At 63.4% G+C, this 16,275-nt stretch carries 16 protein-coding genes; 13 read left to right on the forward strand and 3 right to left on the reverse strand.

Features of this window, described 5'->3' with window-relative positions:
* Positions 1-8: 8 nt before the first annotated feature.
* Together G6N74_RS27440 and G6N74_RS27445 are read right to left on the reverse strand one after the other, a co-directional pair.
* Positions 9-527, reverse strand: a complete 519-nt coding sequence (locus G6N74_RS27440; protein ID WP_165121170.1) for a cupin domain-containing protein — start codon at positions 525-527, stop codon at positions 9-11.
* Between the two features lie 37 nt (positions 528-564).
* Complete coding sequence (locus tag G6N74_RS27445; RefSeq protein ID WP_165121171.1) at positions 565-1,242, reverse strand: peroxiredoxin-like family protein; 678 nt, start codon at positions 1,240-1,242, stop codon at positions 565-567.
* Between the two features lie 409 nt (positions 1,243-1,651).
* Here G6N74_RS27445 and msuE point away from each other — a divergent pair, with 409 nt between their 5' ends.
* From msuE to G6N74_RS27510, 13 genes are all read left to right on the forward strand, one after another.
* Positions 1,652-2,209: an FMN reductase gene (msuE, locus tag G6N74_RS27450; RefSeq protein ID WP_165121172.1), complete on the forward strand. Its 558-nt coding sequence runs from the start codon at positions 1,652-1,654 to the stop codon at positions 2,207-2,209.
* A gap of 31 nt (positions 2,210-2,240) precedes the next feature.
* On the forward strand, positions 2,241-3,410 hold the full coding sequence (locus G6N74_RS27455; protein ID WP_165121173.1) for an acyl-CoA dehydrogenase family protein: 1,170 nt from the start codon (positions 2,241-2,243) through the stop codon (positions 3,408-3,410).
* A 24-nt stretch (positions 3,411-3,434) separates the two neighbouring features.
* Positions 3,435-4,550, forward strand: coding sequence for an LLM class flavin-dependent oxidoreductase (locus tag G6N74_RS27460; RefSeq protein WP_165121174.1), 1,116 nt, complete (start codon positions 3,435-3,437; stop codon positions 4,548-4,550).
* A gap of 57 nt (positions 4,551-4,607) precedes the next feature.
* Positions 4,608-5,678 carry an ABC transporter substrate-binding protein gene (locus tag G6N74_RS27465; RefSeq protein ID WP_165121175.1) on the forward strand — a complete coding sequence of 357 codons (1,071 nt, stop codon included), beginning with the start codon at positions 4,608-4,610 and terminating at the stop codon, positions 5,676-5,678.
* A gap of 12 nt (positions 5,679-5,690) precedes the next feature.
* Positions 5,691-6,704 carry an ABC transporter permease gene (locus G6N74_RS27470; RefSeq protein WP_165121176.1) on the forward strand — a complete coding sequence of 338 codons (1,014 nt, stop codon included), beginning with the start codon at positions 5,691-5,693 and terminating at the stop codon, positions 6,702-6,704.
* The gene (locus G6N74_RS27475) at positions 6,698-7,495 is read left to right on the forward strand and encodes an ABC transporter ATP-binding protein (RefSeq protein WP_165121177.1); all 798 of its coding nucleotides are present in this window, start codon (positions 6,698-6,700) and stop codon (positions 7,493-7,495) included. The genes G6N74_RS27470 and G6N74_RS27475 overlap by 7 nt, the downstream gene beginning before the upstream one ends.
* A gap of 21 nt (positions 7,496-7,516) precedes the next feature.
* Entirely contained in the window at positions 7,517-8,062 is a 546-nt protein-coding gene (locus tag G6N74_RS27480; protein ID WP_165121178.1) for a YcnI family copper-binding membrane protein, read from the forward strand.
* On the forward strand, positions 8,059-9,687 hold the full coding sequence (locus tag G6N74_RS27485) for a copper resistance CopC/CopD family protein (protein WP_165121179.1): 1,629 nt from the start codon (positions 8,059-8,061) through the stop codon (positions 9,685-9,687). Before G6N74_RS27480 ends, G6N74_RS27485 begins: the two co-directional genes overlap by 4 nt.
* Before the next feature lie 206 nt (positions 9,688-9,893).
* A complete protein-coding gene (locus tag G6N74_RS27490; protein ID WP_165121180.1) occupies positions 9,894-10,871 on the forward strand; it encodes an ABC transporter substrate-binding protein in 978 nt (325 codons plus the stop codon).
* A gap of 18 nt (positions 10,872-10,889) precedes the next feature.
* Complete coding sequence (locus tag G6N74_RS27495; RefSeq protein ID WP_165121181.1) at positions 10,890-11,780, forward strand: ABC transporter permease subunit; 891 nt, start codon at positions 10,890-10,892, stop codon at positions 11,778-11,780.
* Positions 11,753-12,544 (forward strand): ABC transporter ATP-binding protein, encoded by a 792-nt coding sequence (locus tag G6N74_RS27500; protein ID WP_165121182.1) that lies wholly within the window; start codon positions 11,753-11,755, stop codon positions 12,542-12,544. The genes G6N74_RS27495 and G6N74_RS27500 overlap by 28 nt, the downstream gene beginning before the upstream one ends.
* 54 nt (positions 12,545-12,598) lie before the next feature.
* Complete coding sequence (locus G6N74_RS27505; protein WP_165121183.1) at positions 12,599-14,188, forward strand: FAD-binding protein; 1,590 nt, start codon at positions 12,599-12,601, stop codon at positions 14,186-14,188.
* Complete coding sequence (locus tag G6N74_RS27510; protein ID WP_165121184.1) at positions 14,185-14,571, forward strand: 4Fe-4S dicluster domain-containing protein; 387 nt, start codon at positions 14,185-14,187, stop codon at positions 14,569-14,571. The genes G6N74_RS27505 and G6N74_RS27510 overlap by 4 nt, the downstream gene beginning before the upstream one ends.
* Before the next feature lie 33 nt (positions 14,572-14,604).
* On the opposite strand, the gene G6N74_RS27515 is transcribed toward G6N74_RS27510, so the two are convergent.
* The gene (locus G6N74_RS27515; RefSeq protein WP_165121185.1) at positions 14,605-16,146 is read right to left on the reverse strand and encodes a malonate--CoA ligase; all 1,542 of its coding nucleotides are present in this window, start codon (positions 16,144-16,146) and stop codon (positions 14,605-14,607) included.
* Positions 16,147-16,275: the final 129 nt, after the last annotated feature.

Genomic DNA, 16,275 nt, shown 5'->3' on the forward strand with positions numbered 1-16,275 from the left:
GTCGCGCCCTATTTGTGGATAGGGTCGATCCACAGCACTTCCTCCGGTGCCTCCACCGGTTCGATATCGAGGTTCACCACCACCGGGTCCTGGCCGGAGCGAACGAGGACGCATTCCAGCGTCTCGTCGCGGCTGGCATTGATTTCCTGATGCGGGACATAGGGCGGCACAAAGATGAAATCGCCAGGCCCGGCCTCGGCGACATATTCGAGGTTAGTGCCCCAGCGCATGCGCGCCTTGCCCTTCACCACGTAGATGATGCTTTCGAGATCGCCATGATGGTGCGCGCCTGTCTTTGCGTTGGCGTGGATTGTCACCGTGCCGGCCCAGATCTTTTCTGCACCCGCCCGTGCCTTGCTGATCGCGGTTGCGCGGTTCATGCCGGGTGTCTGCGCCGTGTTGGGATCGAGCGAGTTTCCGGGAATGACTTTGACGCCATTGTCGCGCCAGTCGTGCTCGGCGTGATGGTGGTCAGGGTCATCGCCGTGATGATGATGGTGGCCGTCATGGTCGTGATCGTGCGTCAAAATTGTCTCGCTTGTCCTGTCTGTGGGTCTTGTAGCCTTAGGCGGCGGCGCGGGCCTCGATCGCTTTCACTGCATCGATAACATCAGTTGGCTCCGTGCGCACCAGCCAGTCCGGGCTGACATCGGCGAAACGCACCGTGCCGCTGCGGTCGATGACGATCGTGGCCGGCATTGGCAGTTCCCAGGTGCCGGTTCCCGTCACGTTGCCGATCGGGTTTCCGCTTTCGATCGCAGAGCGACGCGAAGGTTCATCGTAGGAATAGAGAATCCCGAACCGGCGCGCCAACGTGTTGTCCGCATCGGTCGCGATCAGGAAATCGAGCTTGTGCCGTTCCTTGATGTCGCGTAGCCGCTCCGGCACCTGCGGGCTCACGCCGACCAAAGTCGCGCCCAGCTGTTTCAGCTCGGGTGCGAGATAGGAGTTATAGTAAGGCAGCGCGATGTTGCAGGCCGGGCAGCCGGCAAAGCGGAAGAAGACCAGGACCACCGGCCCTTTCTTTAACAGCGCATCGAGCTTGAGCTCCTCGCCGTCGACCTCGGCCAAGATGAAGGGTTCGACGGCGTCACCCTCCTTTATGAAGGCGGAACGGTCAGCCGTCTCGAAGAGCAGGCGGCGCTGGTCGACATTGATCTTCAGTTTGTCGGCCGGCATCGTCAAAGCCCGCTTGGACTGGAACTCGGCAAGGGTTTCGTTGAGCGAAAGTGCTGTAGTCATTGCGGACTCCGTTTTCCGGTGAGGGCCTGCCAAGGCGGAAAAGAATGGACGGCAGCGTGTCCTGTTCAGGATAGAGACCGGGATTCTGCCGACGAGAGAAAAAATTGCGCTGATGACGGCGCATCGCGAAGATTCCTCCAATTCCGGCGGCGACCGGTGGTCTGCTTTCCCCAAGGACTGCCATCTCGACATTTGTGTCGCGGTTTCCTCCGTGCCGCCGTTTGGCAGACATGATTTTTCTAATGTCGCGCCGAGATTCGAAACGCCCGCCGCTCCCAAATCCTAATTCTACAAATATTGTAGACATTACTGCGCGACGACACGGTACTGCGCGACGACACGGTCGTCTTTGGCTGAATCGCCGCGGAAGCCTGGAAATCCATCGGAAATCAATGCGGAAGGGCATATCATGGCACGCGGCAATCTGGTCGGTTTCGTCGGCAACTTCAGCCGTCCTTCCAAATCCTTCGCGTTGGTCGAAGCGGTGGCTAACCTTGCCGAAGAGCGCTACGGCCTTGCCCCTCGCCTGCATGATCTCATCAGCGTCGGCCCGTCACTCGGCAATGCCCGCAGCTACAAGGATCTCGATGAAACCGGGCGGCAGGTGGTACAAGATATCATTGCGGCTGATGCCCTTATCATCGGAACGCCGACCTACAAGGGCAGCTATACCGGCCTGTTCAAGCATCTGATCGACCTGATCGACCCACTCGCCTTGCAAGGCAAGCCGGTCATCCTGACCGCGACGGGTGGAGGCGAACGCCACGCACTCATCGTCGAGCATCAGCTTCGCCCACTCTTTGGTTTCTTCATGGCACATACCTTGCCGAGCGCCGTCTATGCGGCCGACCGCGATTTTACCGATTACCGGCTTGTCTCCGATCCGATCCGCAGCCGCGTCGAGCAGGCGGTTGCGGAGCTCGGGGCTTTCTTCTCAAGCGCTCGACTGGCCGTGGCGGCGGAATGATGGCGGCACGGTCAGCAGGAGGTTTTCGCCCATGACCGTGACACCGCTCCGCACCCGCAGCCTGACGGCTGTTGAAGATTCCGTGACGGTTGCAGCCGAGCTTGGCCGGGTCTTTGCAAAGACGGCCGGCGACCACGACGAAAAGGCTGCCTTTCCACACGAGAATATCAGGCTCCTGCACGAAGCAGGCCTGACGGCGCTGACCGCGCCGGTGGAATTCGGCGGCGGCGGTGCTGGTCTTCACGAGACGGCCGAGGTCATCCGGGAAATCGCCCGGGGCGAGCCGTCGACAGCGCTGATCCTGATCATGCAGTACATCAATCTCGCCACTTTGCCGAAGGGGCGCTGGCCGGATCATCTTGTGCGCCGGGTTATCGGCGATGCCGTCAGCAAGGGCGCGCTGATCAATGCTTTCCGCGTCGAGCCGGAACTCGGCACGCCCATCCGTGGCGGGCTGCCGGCAACCACGGCCAAGCGCACGGCGGAAGGCTGGTCGATCAGCGGCCACAAGATCTATTCCACCGGTGCCGTGGGCCTGACTTGGGCGATCATCTGGGCGCGGACCGATGAACTGGAGCCGCGCGTCGGTGCTTTCCTCGTGCCCGCCAACGCTCCGGGACTGCGGATTGAAAAGACCTGGAACCCGCTCGGGATGCGGGCAACGGCAAGCGATGACGCTATCCTTGAGAACGTCCAGGTGCCGCTCGATCATGCTGTCGACATCCGCTCTCCATCCGAATGGGACAGCCGCGGAGAAGGGCAGGCGGCCTGGTTCGGCGTGCTGCCCGGAGCGCTCTATACTGGCGTGGCGGAAGCTGCGCGCGATTGGCTGGTTGGTTTCCTGAAAGCGCGCGTGCCGACCAATCTCGGCCAGCCATTGGCCACGGTGCCGCGCATCCAGCAGGCGGTCGGCGAAATAGAAGAACTCATCGCCGTCAATCGCCGGCTGATTGCATCGGCAACACGCGACATCGACGAAGGCCGCCCCTTCACCCAGACGGAAGCCGGCCTGATCAAGGTCGTCACCACCGAAAACGCCATCGCCGCGGTGGAGAAGGCGCTGAAGCTCACCGGCAATCACGGCATTTCACGCAGCAATCCGCTCGAGCGGCACCATCGTGACGTGCTCTGCGGCCGCATTCACAGCCCTCAGGAAGACACAGTGCGCATCGGCGCCGGTAAAGCTGCCCTCGGCATCTGATCAGCAAGCATCAAGGAGCTCCCCATGCCTGTCGAATTCATTGGTTACATCGGAAATCACAATGCCTCGGAGACTATAGCCCGCTCCGGCCCGGTCATCGACCGCAGCCATATCGCGGCAGCCGCCGCGATCCATGAGAATGGCGGCTTCGACCGGGTGCTGCTGGCGTTCCATTCGACGTCGCCGGAAAGCATTCTTGTCAGCCAGCATGTCGCAAGCCTCACCCGCCGGCTGAAGCTGATGATCGCGCATCGTCCGGGCTTTACCGCGCCGACGCTTGCCGCGCGTCAGCTTGCCACGCTCGACCATCTGACCGATGGCCGCATCGCCGTCCACATCATCACCGGCGGCAACGACCAGGAACTTGCGCAGGACGGCGATCGGTTGACCAAGGACGAGCGCTACGCCCGCACCAACGAATATCTCGATATCGTCCGCAAGGAATGGACCAGCGAAAAGCCGTTCGACTATGACGGCAAATATTATCAGGTAGCCGGCGCATTTTCCGAAGTCAGGCCGCAGGGACCTGAAGGCGTGCCGATCTATTTCGGCGGCTCTTCGGATGCGGCAATCGCAGTCGCCGGCAGGCACGCCGACATCTATGCCTTCTGGGGCGAAACCCAGGCGCAGGCGGCCGACACCATCAATCGCATCCGTGCGGCCGCCAAGCCTTATGGCCGCTCGCCGCGTTTCAGCCTTTCGCTGCGCCCGATCCTGGCGGAAACGGAAGAAGCGGCGTGGGCCAAGGCCGAACGCATCCTGGCGCGGGCAAAGGCCCTGCGCGCCGGCGAAAGGCTCATCAACGTCAATGTCCGCGACGGCTCGCAGCGGCCGGCCAATGAAGGCTCGCGGCGCCTGCTGGACGCTGCGGCCCAAGGTTCGCGCCTCGACAAGCGGCTGTGGACGGAGATCGCCGCACTCACCGGCGCAAGCGGCAACTCGACGTCGCTGGTCGGCACGCCCGATCAGGTCGCCGAAGCGCTGCTTGATTACTACGACCTAGGCGTCACCACCTTCCTCATTCGCGGCTTCGATCCGCTCGAGGATGCGTTCCAATACGGGCGCGATCTCATCCCTCGGGTCCGGCAACTCGTTGCCGAGCGGGACAATGCCGTGCCGCGCGTCGAAGCTGCCGAATAACGGCGCCGTCGCCATCCGCCCTGCGAATTCCTCGACAACACCGACCGGAGAACGAAGATGAACTGGATCGCAAAGAAATCCCTTTTGACAGAAAGTGCTTCCCTCATTGGCGGACTGGATCGCCGCGCCTTCCTGAAGACCGCCGGCGCGCTCGGGCTTGCTGCCCCGCTCGGCGCATTCTCCGTCGGCAATCTCGCGGCTCAGACGGCTGCCGCACCTGTTGGCGAACTGAAGAAGATCAAATTCGCCACCAACGCCTCGGCGATCTGCCTCGCGCCGGTCTTCGTGGCGATCGAGCAGGGCATCTTCAAGAAGTATGGCCTCGATGTCGAACTGGTCAATTTCGGTGCCTCGACCGAAGCGCTGCTGGAGGCCATTGCCACCGGCAAGGCCGATGGCGGCGTCGGCATGGCGTTGCGCTGGCTGAAGGCGCTTGAACAGGGTTTCGATGTCAAGATCACAGCCGGCACGCATGGCGGCTGCTCGCGCCTCGTGGCGCTGAAATCGGCCGGCATCACCGATCTTAAGCAGCTTAAGGGCAAGACGATCGGCATTTCCGACCTCGCCAGCCCAGGCAAGAATTTCTTCTCGATCCTGCTGCACAAGGAGGGGCTGGACCCGATCGCCGATGTCGAATGGCGTCAGTATCCCGGCGAGCTTCTGCAACTGGCCGCCGAGAAGGGCGAAATCGATGCCATCGCCGACGGCGATCCCAAGGCCTATTTCTGGCTACAGGATCCGAAATACACGCAGATTGCCTCCAACCTCGATCACGGTTTTGAGAACCGCGTCTGCTGCATCGTCGGCCTGCGCGGCAGCCTGATCCGCGACGACCTGCCGACTGCCTCGGCGCTCACCCGCGCGCTTCTGGAGGCGCAGGATCTCACCGTCGCCAAGCCCGAGCTTGCGGCAAAGGCCTTCCTGCCGAATGCACCGAAGGACAAGACCGTCGAGCAACTGGTCGGCGTGCTGCTCGACCAGACTCACGGCCACAACCCGACGGGGGCTGATCTGCGCCAGGAAATCGCGCTCTACGCCCAGGAACTGCGCGACGTGCAGGTGTTCAAGCAGTCCACCGACCCGCAGCAATTCGCCGATCGCGTCTATGCCGACGTGCTGACCGCATAAGGAGCTGCTGCGATGACATCGATCGATCCGGCATTTTCCGAGCGCGCCCAAGCTCCAGTTCAGGAAGCCAATCAAGCAAGGGCCGGCATATGGCTTGTCGGATTGGCGGCGACGGCTAGCTGGATCGGCGTTGCCGCGCTGATCGAGCTGTGGCCCGAGATCATTCCGCAGCCATACGGACGCGAACTGGCTATCATCGCACTCGCGATCGCCCTAGCGGTGGCGGTCGTCGCGGCCACGGGCAAGCTGCTTGGCCCGGTCGCCGGCACGGTGCGCTACTACGGACCATGGTTCATCGCGGCGGCCGTACTGATGGCCGCTTGGGAAGTGGTCACGGCAAAGACGGGCTGGCTGCCGGTGCCGTTCTTCTCTTCGCCGCAGAGCATTCTCGAAGTCTTCTTCGACGATTGGGCGCGGCTTGCCGAGAGCGTCTATCATTCGGTGTTGTTGCTGGCGAAGGGCTATTTCTTCGGCGCGCTTGCCGGCTTCCTGACAGGCGTCACCATCGGCTGGTCGCGGGCGGCGAGCTATTGGGTCCATCCGGTGCTCCGGCTGATCGGGCCGCTGCCGGCGACCGCCTGGTTGCCGCTCGCCTTCTTCCTCTTTCCGACCAGTGGCTCGGCCAGTGTCTTCCTGATCGCGCTTGCCACAGCCTTCCCGGTGACGATCCTCACCTGGTCCGGCATCGCCAGCGTCAACCGCGATTACTACGACATCGCCCGCACGCTTGGGGCAAAGCCGTCCTTCCTGATCCTGAAGGTTGCGATCCCTGCTGCGTTGCCGCACGTCTTCGTCGGCCTGTTCATGGGCCTCGGCACCTCTTTTGCCGTGCTTGTCATCGCCGAAATGCTCGGCGTGAAGGCCGGGCTTGGCTGGTATCTGCAATGGGCGCAGGGCTGGGCCGCCTACGCCAACATGTATGCGGCACTGCTGGTGATGGCGCTGATGTGTTCCGGGCTGATCACCATTCTCTTCAGAGTACGCGACTGGTCGCTGTCGTGGCAGAAAGGACTTGTCAGATGGTAGCGCTGACGGTGGAAGCGCCGGCTGCCTATGTCGCAGCCGGCCAGAGGATCGACATCGAGAAAGTATCGCATCAGTTCGAGCTGGAGGGTGAACCGCTCCCCGTTCTCGATGAGGTCGGCTTCTCCGTCGAGCCGGGATCTTTCGTGGCGCTCCTTGGCCCTTCGGGCTGCGGCAAGTCCACGCTGCTCCGGCTACTTGCGGGGCTCGATCATCCGACCGAAGGCGCGCTCAAGGTCGACGGTACGGTCGTCGGCGATCCCGATCCGTCCCGCATCCTTGTCTTCCAGGACCCGACGCTGTTTCCCTGGCGGACGGTGTGGGACAATGTGGCGCTCGGCCTCGAAGCGCAGGGCATCCTGAAAAGCTCGCGCCACCGTGTCGACAAGGCCATTGAACTGGTGGGGCTTGGCGGTTTCGACAAGGCCTACCCGCACCAGCTTTCCGGCGGCATGGCGCAGCGCGTCGCGCTTGCCCGCGCACTGGTCAACGAGCCGCGCCTGCTGCTGCTCGACGAACCGCTCGGCAAGCTCGATTCGCTCACCCGCCTGACCATGCAGACCGAACTGGTGAAGCTGTGGCAGGAAGCCGGGCTGACTGCGGTTCTGGTCACCCATGATGTCGAGGAAGCGCTGTTCCTCACCCAGCGTGTGCTGATTTTCGGGCCACGTCCGGCCCGCATCGTCGCGGACATAACGGTCGATCTTCCCTATCCGCGCCATCGGGGTGACCCCCGCCTGGCCGAACTGCGCCGCGAAGCGCTTGGCCATCTCGGCCTTGCCGCGACGTGGTGATCCCCAATTTCCGGAGCTGACATGACACCGAAACCCAAACTCCTGCTGGGCGCGATGCTTGGCCTATCAACCCTGATGGCCTGGCCGGCAAGTGCCCATGTCACCTTCGAGAACAAGGAGGTGAAGGCAGGCGGTACCGTAAAGTTCGTGCTGCGCATCCCGCATGGCTGCGCCGGCTCGCCGACGACCGCCGTGCGTGTCTCCATACCGGAGGAGCTGACCGAGGTCAGGCCGCAACCCAAGCCCGGCTGGACGCTCGACATCAACAAGGTCGAAGCGCAGGGCGACGGTGCACCTGCGGCCGGACACGCATCGCACGGCGAGGACGAAGAGGCGTTGATCAAGGAGATTTCCTGGAGCGGCGGCAGGCTCGAAGCCGCGCACTATGATGAGTTCGCCTTCCGGGCAAAGGTCTCGGCTGACGTTGAACAAGACAAGCTCTTCGTGCCGATCGTCCAGCAATGCGAGACGGGCGTCGAGCGCTGGATCGAGATTCCGCCGGCTGGCGGTTCTTCGGACGCGCTCAAGTTTCCAGCGCCTTCGGTGAAGGTCTCGCCCGGATCGTGAAGCGGCTTGGCCTGCTGTGGGTTCGGCTGGCGGCAGCGCTTTTCGCTGTCGCCATTTCCTTGACAGGCGCTCTCGCTCCCGCGCTGGCGCATGCGCAGCTTGTCACCGCCGATCCTGTTGACGGCGCGGTGCTGGCGGAAGCGCCGAAGCACCTGACGCTGACTTTTTCCGAGCCGGTCCGGCCGCTGGTCGCGCGGCTCATCCATCCCGATGGCCGCACCCAGATACTCGCTGACATCGGCGAAAAGGGCGCCGCCATCGTGCTTGCCCTGCCGGGCGGCCTCGAACAGGGAACGCATATCCTGTCGTGGCGGGTGGCGTCGTCGGACGGGCATCCGATCGGCGGCGGCCTGCTCTTTTCGATCGGCGCGCCGAGTGCTGCCGCTCCGGCCGATGTTGCGCAATCCGACCTGCCGGTTCGGATCGGACTCTGGACAGCGCGGCTTTTGCTGCTGGCCGGACTGGTCTTCGGGGTCGGTGGCGTTACCGCCTTGTCATGGCTGAGTGGCACGGAGCCGATGCCGGGCAGGCGTTTTGTGACGCTGGCGCTGCTGGTCGGGCTCTGTGCTGCACCCGGAATGATTGCCTTTCAGGGCCTAGACGCCTTGGCGGAACCTCTGCCGGGCATCCTGAAGCCGGAGATCTGGCAGGCCGGACTGTGGGCAACGAGCTACGGCATGGCTACCCTTGTCGCCGCTGCCGCGATCATCCTTGCCTATGGCGCGGTACAATCGGCACACCGGTCAGCGTTCGGACGCGTGCTTGCCATTGTCGCGCTGGTGCTGCTCGGCGCGGCCGTTGCCGCCAGCGGCCATGCCTCCGCCGCGCCGCCGCGCTGGCTGACTATGCCGGCAGTCTTTTTCCACGCGGTCGCGGTCGCACTTTGGCTGGGCGCGCTCGTGCCGCTCGGCCTTGTCCTCGCGCGCCGCGATGCTGCGGTTGCGCTAAAGCGGTTTTCCGCCGCTATCCCGGCTGTCATTGCCGTGCTGCTTGTCAGCGGCGGTATTATCGCGGTCGTGCAGGTCAGAACCATCGGCGCGCTGTGGCAGACCGATTACGGTCTGGTCCTGCTGGTGAAACTCGCGCTCGTCGCCGGCATGTTGCTGCTCGCCCTGTTCAACCGCTACACACTTACGGCACCCGCAGCCGCGGGGGATGCGTATGCAGCCCTACGGCTGCGGCGCAGCATCACTGCCGAGATCGTGCTCGGAACCGCGGTTCTTGCCGTCCTCGGCCTGTGGCGCTTCACGCCGCCGCCGCGCTCGATTGCCGAAAATCCGGCACTTTATGAAACGCAGGAAGTCCGCGCGGCGAAAGACGGTGTCACCGCGTTGCTGACGATCCGCCCGCCCATCGTTGGCCCCGTCCGCGTCGAGGTCGGCGATCTCCTGCTCGACGGCAAGCCGTTCGAGCCGATGAGTGTGAATGTCGAACTGGACAAGCCGTCCTACGGCATCGGCCCCTTCGCCCACGAGGCGCGCCGCACCACTTCCAGTGTGTTCCATGCCGATGGTTTCGTGCTGCCTCTGGATGGTTTCTGGATCGTGCGGGTGACCGTTCTGGTCTCGGATTTTCGCTCGGTGACGCTGATGGATGTCTTCGATGTCCGCAAGGCGTCGCGATAGGCCGCGCCACCAATTCCGCGCGTTGAACAACATGCCCGGCATCGAGACGGAAAGAAGAATTCGAACCTCCGATAGGCGCAAAGTTCAGTACGCCATGCCTAGTCTACTAATTTTGTAGAAATTAGCCTGATGACGTTCACTCGCAGATGAAGCGGCCCGAAAGCCCTGTCACGGAATCAACAAGTCAACGTTCAGAGAGCCCCGTCATGACAACCATTTTCCGCCGTCTCTTCAATTTCGCATTGGGTGGTCTTGCGGCTGCATCGCTGCTTGGCGCAGCGACCGCGAGCTTCGCCGCGGAGGATCTGAGCAAGGTCGTGCTGCGTGTCGGTGACCAGACGGGCGCCACGCGCGCCAAGCTGGAAGCGGCCGGGCTTTTGAAGGATGTGCCCTATCAGATCGAATGGTCGGTTTACCCCGCCGCCGTCAACCTGCACGAGGCATTGAAAGCGGATGCCGTCGATATCGGCCAGGCCGCGGATTCTCCTACGGTCAGCGCCATTGCTGGCGGCTCCAGGATCAAGGTCGTGGCGAACTTCTCCAATGGCGGCCTCGGCAGTTCGCTGATCGTGCCGGCAGACAGCCCGATCAAGACCATCCAGGATCTGAAGGGCAAGACCCTTTCGCCGACCACGCGCGGCAGCGTCGCACACTACCTCACGCTCGGCGTGCTGAAGAAGGCCGGCCTCACCGCCAATGATGTCAAGCTCGCCTTCCTGACCCCTGCGGACGCAAGTGCTGCCTTCCAATCCGGCAGCATCGATGCGTGGGGAACCTGGGGCGTCTATCTGGCCCGCTCTATCGGGACGCTCAAGGCGACGGAACTGATCGACGGCGTCGGCATCAACACCGGCAACTTTGTCCTGAGCGCCACCGACAGCGCGCTTGCCAACCCCGGCAAGGTTGCGGCGATCGCCGATTTCGTTGCACGGGTCGATCGCGGTTACGACTGGTCCCGTGAAAACAAGGACGCTTATGTCGACTTCTACGCCGGTTTTGCCAAGCAGGACCGCGAAACTGTCGACCTCATCTATCCGGCAGAGGCCGGCTACAAGCGCCAGCCGATAGACGATGCCTTCGTCGCATCCCTGCAGAACGTCTTCGAGACCTGGAAGGAAGCCGGCGTGCTCACCGGCTCGCTCAATCTGGGAGACTATGTCTATCGCGATCTGGCGACCAACTGACGACTCGGGGGAACACCGATGAGTTCGATCGAAACCGTAGCCTCGATCCCGCTGCCATTGCGTGGTCGAGGCAAGACTGCATCGGCAGCGCCTTGCTCTGGCGGGCCGGCCCTTCAGAGGATAACGCCGGTCTCGTCTGCCGGCCACGGCATCCCGCGCTGGGCGAGGCGCCTGTCGGGGCCACTCCTGCTCGTGGCTGCATGGCATCTCGCATCGATCACCGGTGTGCTGCCGGGCGAAGTACTGGCCGGTCCCTCCACGGTGCTGTCGAGCGCGGCCAAGCTGATCGCGACGGGCGAATTGCAGGAAGCAATGCTGGTCTCGCTCCGGCGCGCTTTGACCGGTCTCGCTATCGGCGGCAGCATCGGTATCACGCTCGCGATTGTGGCCGGCCTGTTCCGCCTGGGCGAGGATCTTGTCGACGCGCCGATGCAGATGATGCGTACGGTGCCTAATGTCGCGCTGATTCCGCTTCTGATCATCTGGTTCGGCATCGGTGAAGCGCCCAAGATAGCGCTGATCGCGCTTGGCACGGCATTCCCGCTCTATCTCAATGTCTATGCCGGCATCCGCAATGTCGATTCGACGCTGGTCGAGGCCGGGCGTACGCTCGGCCTGTCGCGTGCAGCGATGATCCGCCACGTCGTCCTGCCCGGTGCGTTGCCGAGCGCCCTTGTCGGCCTCCGCTATTCGCTCGGCATTGCCTGGCTGGCGCTGGTGTTCGGCGAGCAGATCAACGCCACGGCCGGCATCGGCTATCTCATGGCCAATGCTCGCGAGTTCTTCCAGACCGATGTGATCGTCGTCTGCCTTGTCGTCTACGCATTTCTCGGCCTCGCCGTGGATTTCACGGTGCGCACCCTCGAAAGGATTTTCCTGGCATGGCGACCAGCGTTCAGCGGAGCTTGAAGATCGTCGTCCCGGAAGCGCCGCCGCGCCCTTCCGGCCGATCCGGGGTAACTACGCCTGCGGTGCGGGTGCGCGGCCTGTCACGGCGCTTCGGTGATCGGGAGGTGCTGAAGGATCTCGACGTTGATATCGCACCGGGCGAGTTCGTGGCGCTTCTGGGCGCGAGCGGCTGCGGCAAGAGCACGTTGCTACGCATACTGGCCGATCTCGATCGCGAGATCGAAGGCGATGTCGAGGTGCCGGTGCGCCGCGCCGTCGCTTTCCAGGCACCGCGCCTGATGCCGTGGAAGACGGTCTGGCGCAATGTCGTGCTCGGCCTTCCGGGGCGGCCGGATCGTGCAAGGGCGTTTGCCGCCTTGGAAGAAGTCGGCATCAGCCACCGCGCCGACCAATGGCCCAAGGTGCTGTCCGGCGGCGAGGCGCAGCGCACGTCGCTGGCGCGGGCTCTGGTACGGGAGCCCGACCTGCTGCTGCTCGACGAGCCGTTCGCCGCACTCGACGCACTGACACGCATCAAGGCGCAGGATCTCGTCGGCGAGCTGTGGCAGCGGCATGGCTGCGCCATACTGCTCGTCACGCATGATGTCGAAGAGGCCGTGCTTCTCGCCGATCGCGTGCTGGTCATGAAGGACGGCGTCATCGCACATGAGGAGCGGATCGACCTGCCGCGCCCGCGCGACGTCGCCGATCCCGATTTCGCCAGGATACGCGGCACGCTGCTCGATTGGCTCGGTGTCCGCCACGGCAAACAGCACGATGCGTGATCCCTGCTGCATGAGACAGACGCTGCAATCCGGTAGTCGAGGATAGTTGTCGCGATGACCCGAACAACCGAAGAAACGTTGGAACTCAACGCCGATGTTCTGATCATTGGCGGCGGCCTTGCCGGAACCTGGGCGGCCGCAGCCGCGCGGCGCGCCGGAGCAACGGTAATCCTTGCCGACAAAGGCTATTGCGGCACCAGCGGCGTCACCGCCACCGCGGGACCGGGCCATTGGTGGATACCGCCCGACCCGCCGGAACTGCGCGAGAACGCGATCGCCAACCGGCGCAAGACCGGCTTTGGCCTGAACGATGCGGGCTGGATGGCACGCACGCTGGCGCTGACCTGGGAAAGCCTGCCAACGCTCGCCGGCTTCTACGACTTCTCGAAGGATGAAAGCGGTGCGCCACAGTATCGTGCGCTGCGTGGGCCGGAATATATGCGCGCCCTGCGCCGGCTCGTCGAAAGCCTCGGCATTACCATCCTCGACCACAGCCCCGCGCTGGAATTGCTGCAGCGTCCGGACGGCTCCGTTTCCGGCGCGCGCGGAATCCGGCGGCAGAAGGGTGGGGACTGGCAGGTGAATGCCGGCGCGGTCGTGCTGGCTACCGGCGGCACGTCGTTCCTGTCGCGTCTGCTCGGCTCCCATACCAACACCGGCGACGGCTATCTGATGGCGGCTGAGGCTGGCGCCGAACTCTCCGGCATGGAGTTCACGACCTATCACACCGTCGCGCCGGTGCGCTCGACGATGACGCGTACCATGTCCTACGCCTTCGCCACCTATTACGACGAGGATGGCGCTGTGATCCCGATGCCGCCCGGTCCCGACACGATGCGGCCATTGGCGCGGGCATTGCTGGAAGGAAAAGTATTCTGCGATCTCTCCCGCACGCCCGAGGACATTCGCGCCCAGGTGCCGACGATCTCGCCGAACTTCATGCTGCCGTTCCGACGCTGGGGCATCGATCCCTATAGCGAACGCTTCGAGGTAACCTTGCACGGCGAGGGAACCATCCGCGGCATCGGCGGCCTTCGGATCGTAGGCGATGACTGCGCAACCTCTGTTCCGGGTCTTTTTGCGGCGGGCGACACGGCAACGCGTGAACTTGTCGCCGGCGCAATTTCCGGTGGCGGCAATATCAATTCGGCCTGGGCCGTTTCGTCCGGCCAATGGGCGGGCAGAGGTGCTGCGCGGTTCTCGGCTGAAAATGGTTCGGCTTCAGGTGGCCGGCCGATCGGCCAGGCCAGCCTTCGTCCCGCCTCGGTTGAAAGGGACATCGACCTGAGCCAGGCGCTGTTGGCGATCCAAGGCGAAATGCTGTCTTATGACAAGAACATCTTTCGTCACGGCAGCAAATTGAAACGGTCGGCCGATCTGCTCGATGATGCCTGGGCGAATGTCGATGCCCACGCACGCGGAAGCGGCGATACGCGGCTCAGGACGCGAGAGACTGCGGCGATGCTGGCGACTGCCCGCTGGTGCATCGCTTCCGCGCTGGCACGTGACGAAAGCCGCGGCATGCACCAGCGCGAGGACAGGCCGGAAACCGATCCGCGTTTCAACCGCCGCATCCTTGTCGGCGGGCTGGACAAGGTATGGACCCAAAGCGACTACGGACGCGCCCTGGAACTCGCATCATGATCGAATTGGTCATTGCCGAACGCTGCACGGGCTGCAATGCCTGTGTCGAGATTTGCCCGACCAATGTGCTGGCGCCGAGCTTGAACGGCCCGCCGGAGATAGCGCACCAGCAGGATTGCCAGACCTGCTTCATGTGCGAACTCTATTGCCGCGAGGACGCGATCTATGTCGCGCCCGACTGCGAAAACCCCACCGATGTCGACAAGGACGAAATCGTCGCCTCCGGCTTGCTTGGGGAGTTCCGCCGCAATCACGGCTGGGACGAATGGGCCGCTGACCCCCGCTTTGGCAATGAGCATTGGCGGATGGAAAGCGTCTTCCTGCGCGCGCGGGACATGGCGATTGCGGAAGCGGCAGCGAAACGAAATAGCGCACAGCAATAGCGGCAGCCCGATCAGGCCGTTGTCGGCAGGCTCTCACCCACTCGTTGCGATGCGTCCCGCGCCTCCGTCCGCGTATAAATTGGCATAGGTGTCGCGCAGCACGTTCTTCTGGACCTTGCCCATCGTGTTGCGCGGCAGGTCTTCGATGAAAATGACCCGTTTGGGCTGCTTGTAACGGGCGAGCCGGTCCTTCAGTCCGTCGAGCACCGCGCGCTCGTCTATGGCATCGCCAGTTTTCCTGACGACGATGGCCGTGACGCCTTCGCCGAAGTCGGGATGCGGCACGCCGATGACCGCACTTTCGACCACGCCCGGAAGCTGGTCGATCTCGGTCTCGACCTCTTTCGGATAGATGTTGTAGCCGCCCGAAATGACCAGATCCTTGCCGCGCCCGACAATGTGGACATAGCCTCGGTCGTCGATCTTGCCGAGGTCTCCGGTGATGAAGAAGCCATCAGTGCGGAATTCGGCCATGGTCTTTTCCGGCATCCGCCAATAGCCCTTGAAGACATTGGGGCCTTTTACCTCGATCATCCCTGTTGCGTCCGTTCCGAGCAGCTTGCCGGTGTCGGGCTCGGTCACGCGAACCGACACGCCGGGCAACGGGAAGCCGACGGTACCGGCGACGCGATCTCCATCATAGGGATTGGAGGTGTTCATATTCGTCTCGGTCATGCCGTAGCGCTCGAGAATGGCGTGGCCGGTCTTCTCCTCGAACAGCCGGTGGGTTTCGGCCAGAAGCGGCGCGGAACCGGAGATGAAGAGCCGCATGCCGGCCGTCGCTTCACGCGTCAGCCCGTCATGCTGCACGAGACGGACATAGAAGGTCGGCACACCCATCATGCAGGTAGCACTTGTCATCAGCCGCAGGGCCTCGCCGGCGTCGAACTTCGGCAGGAAATACATCGACGCGCCCGACAGCAGAATGACATTTGAAGCGACGAACAGGCCGTGCGTGTGGAAGATCGGCAAGGCATGGATCAGACGGTCGCTTGCCGAGAACCGCCAGTAGTCGCGCAGCGTAGCGGCATTGGACAGGAGATTGTCGTGGGTCAGCATAGCGCCCTTGGAGCGCCCGGTCGTACCGGACGTGTAGAGGATCGCCGCCAGGTCGTCCGGGCCGCGCGGCACGTCGGCGAAGCCTGCTCCGTCCGTCAGGCCGGCAATCAAAGATCCGCCGCCGTTTTCGTCCAGCGTTTCGACGATGGCCTTATATTTTGCAGCGACCGGCCTGACACCTTCGGCAGCGCCGGGCGTGACGACAACGAGCCGCGGTTCTGCATCGCCGACGAAATAGTCGAGTTCGGCAAGCGTATAGGCGGTGTTGAGCGGCAGATAGACCGCGCCCGCCCGAACGCAGGCAAGGTAAAGCATCAGCGCTTCGGGGCTCTTTTCCACCTGCACGGCGACGCGATCCCCCGGCTTCACGCCCAGCTCGATGAGCCTCGATGCCAGCCGGCCCGAAAAATCCACCATGTCGCCATAGCTCCAGACGCGCCCGTCGGGTGCGACGATGAAAGTTGCGCCACGATCGACTGCCGCGTTGCGGATGGCGTCGAACAGGTGATTGCTCATGGGGTGAACTCCGTCGGGAATAGCCGGTGTTCGTCTCACACCATTTTGACCCGATTTACAATCTGCTGATCCACTCGCGAACGCCCCTCCGAGGCGCAGGACCCCCACCCCTAACCCCTCCCCACAAGG

The organism is Mesorhizobium zhangyense (assembly GCF_011045115.1).
Taxonomy (GTDB): Bacteria; Pseudomonadota; Alphaproteobacteria; order Rhizobiales; family Rhizobiaceae; genus Mesorhizobium_M; species Mesorhizobium_M zhangyense.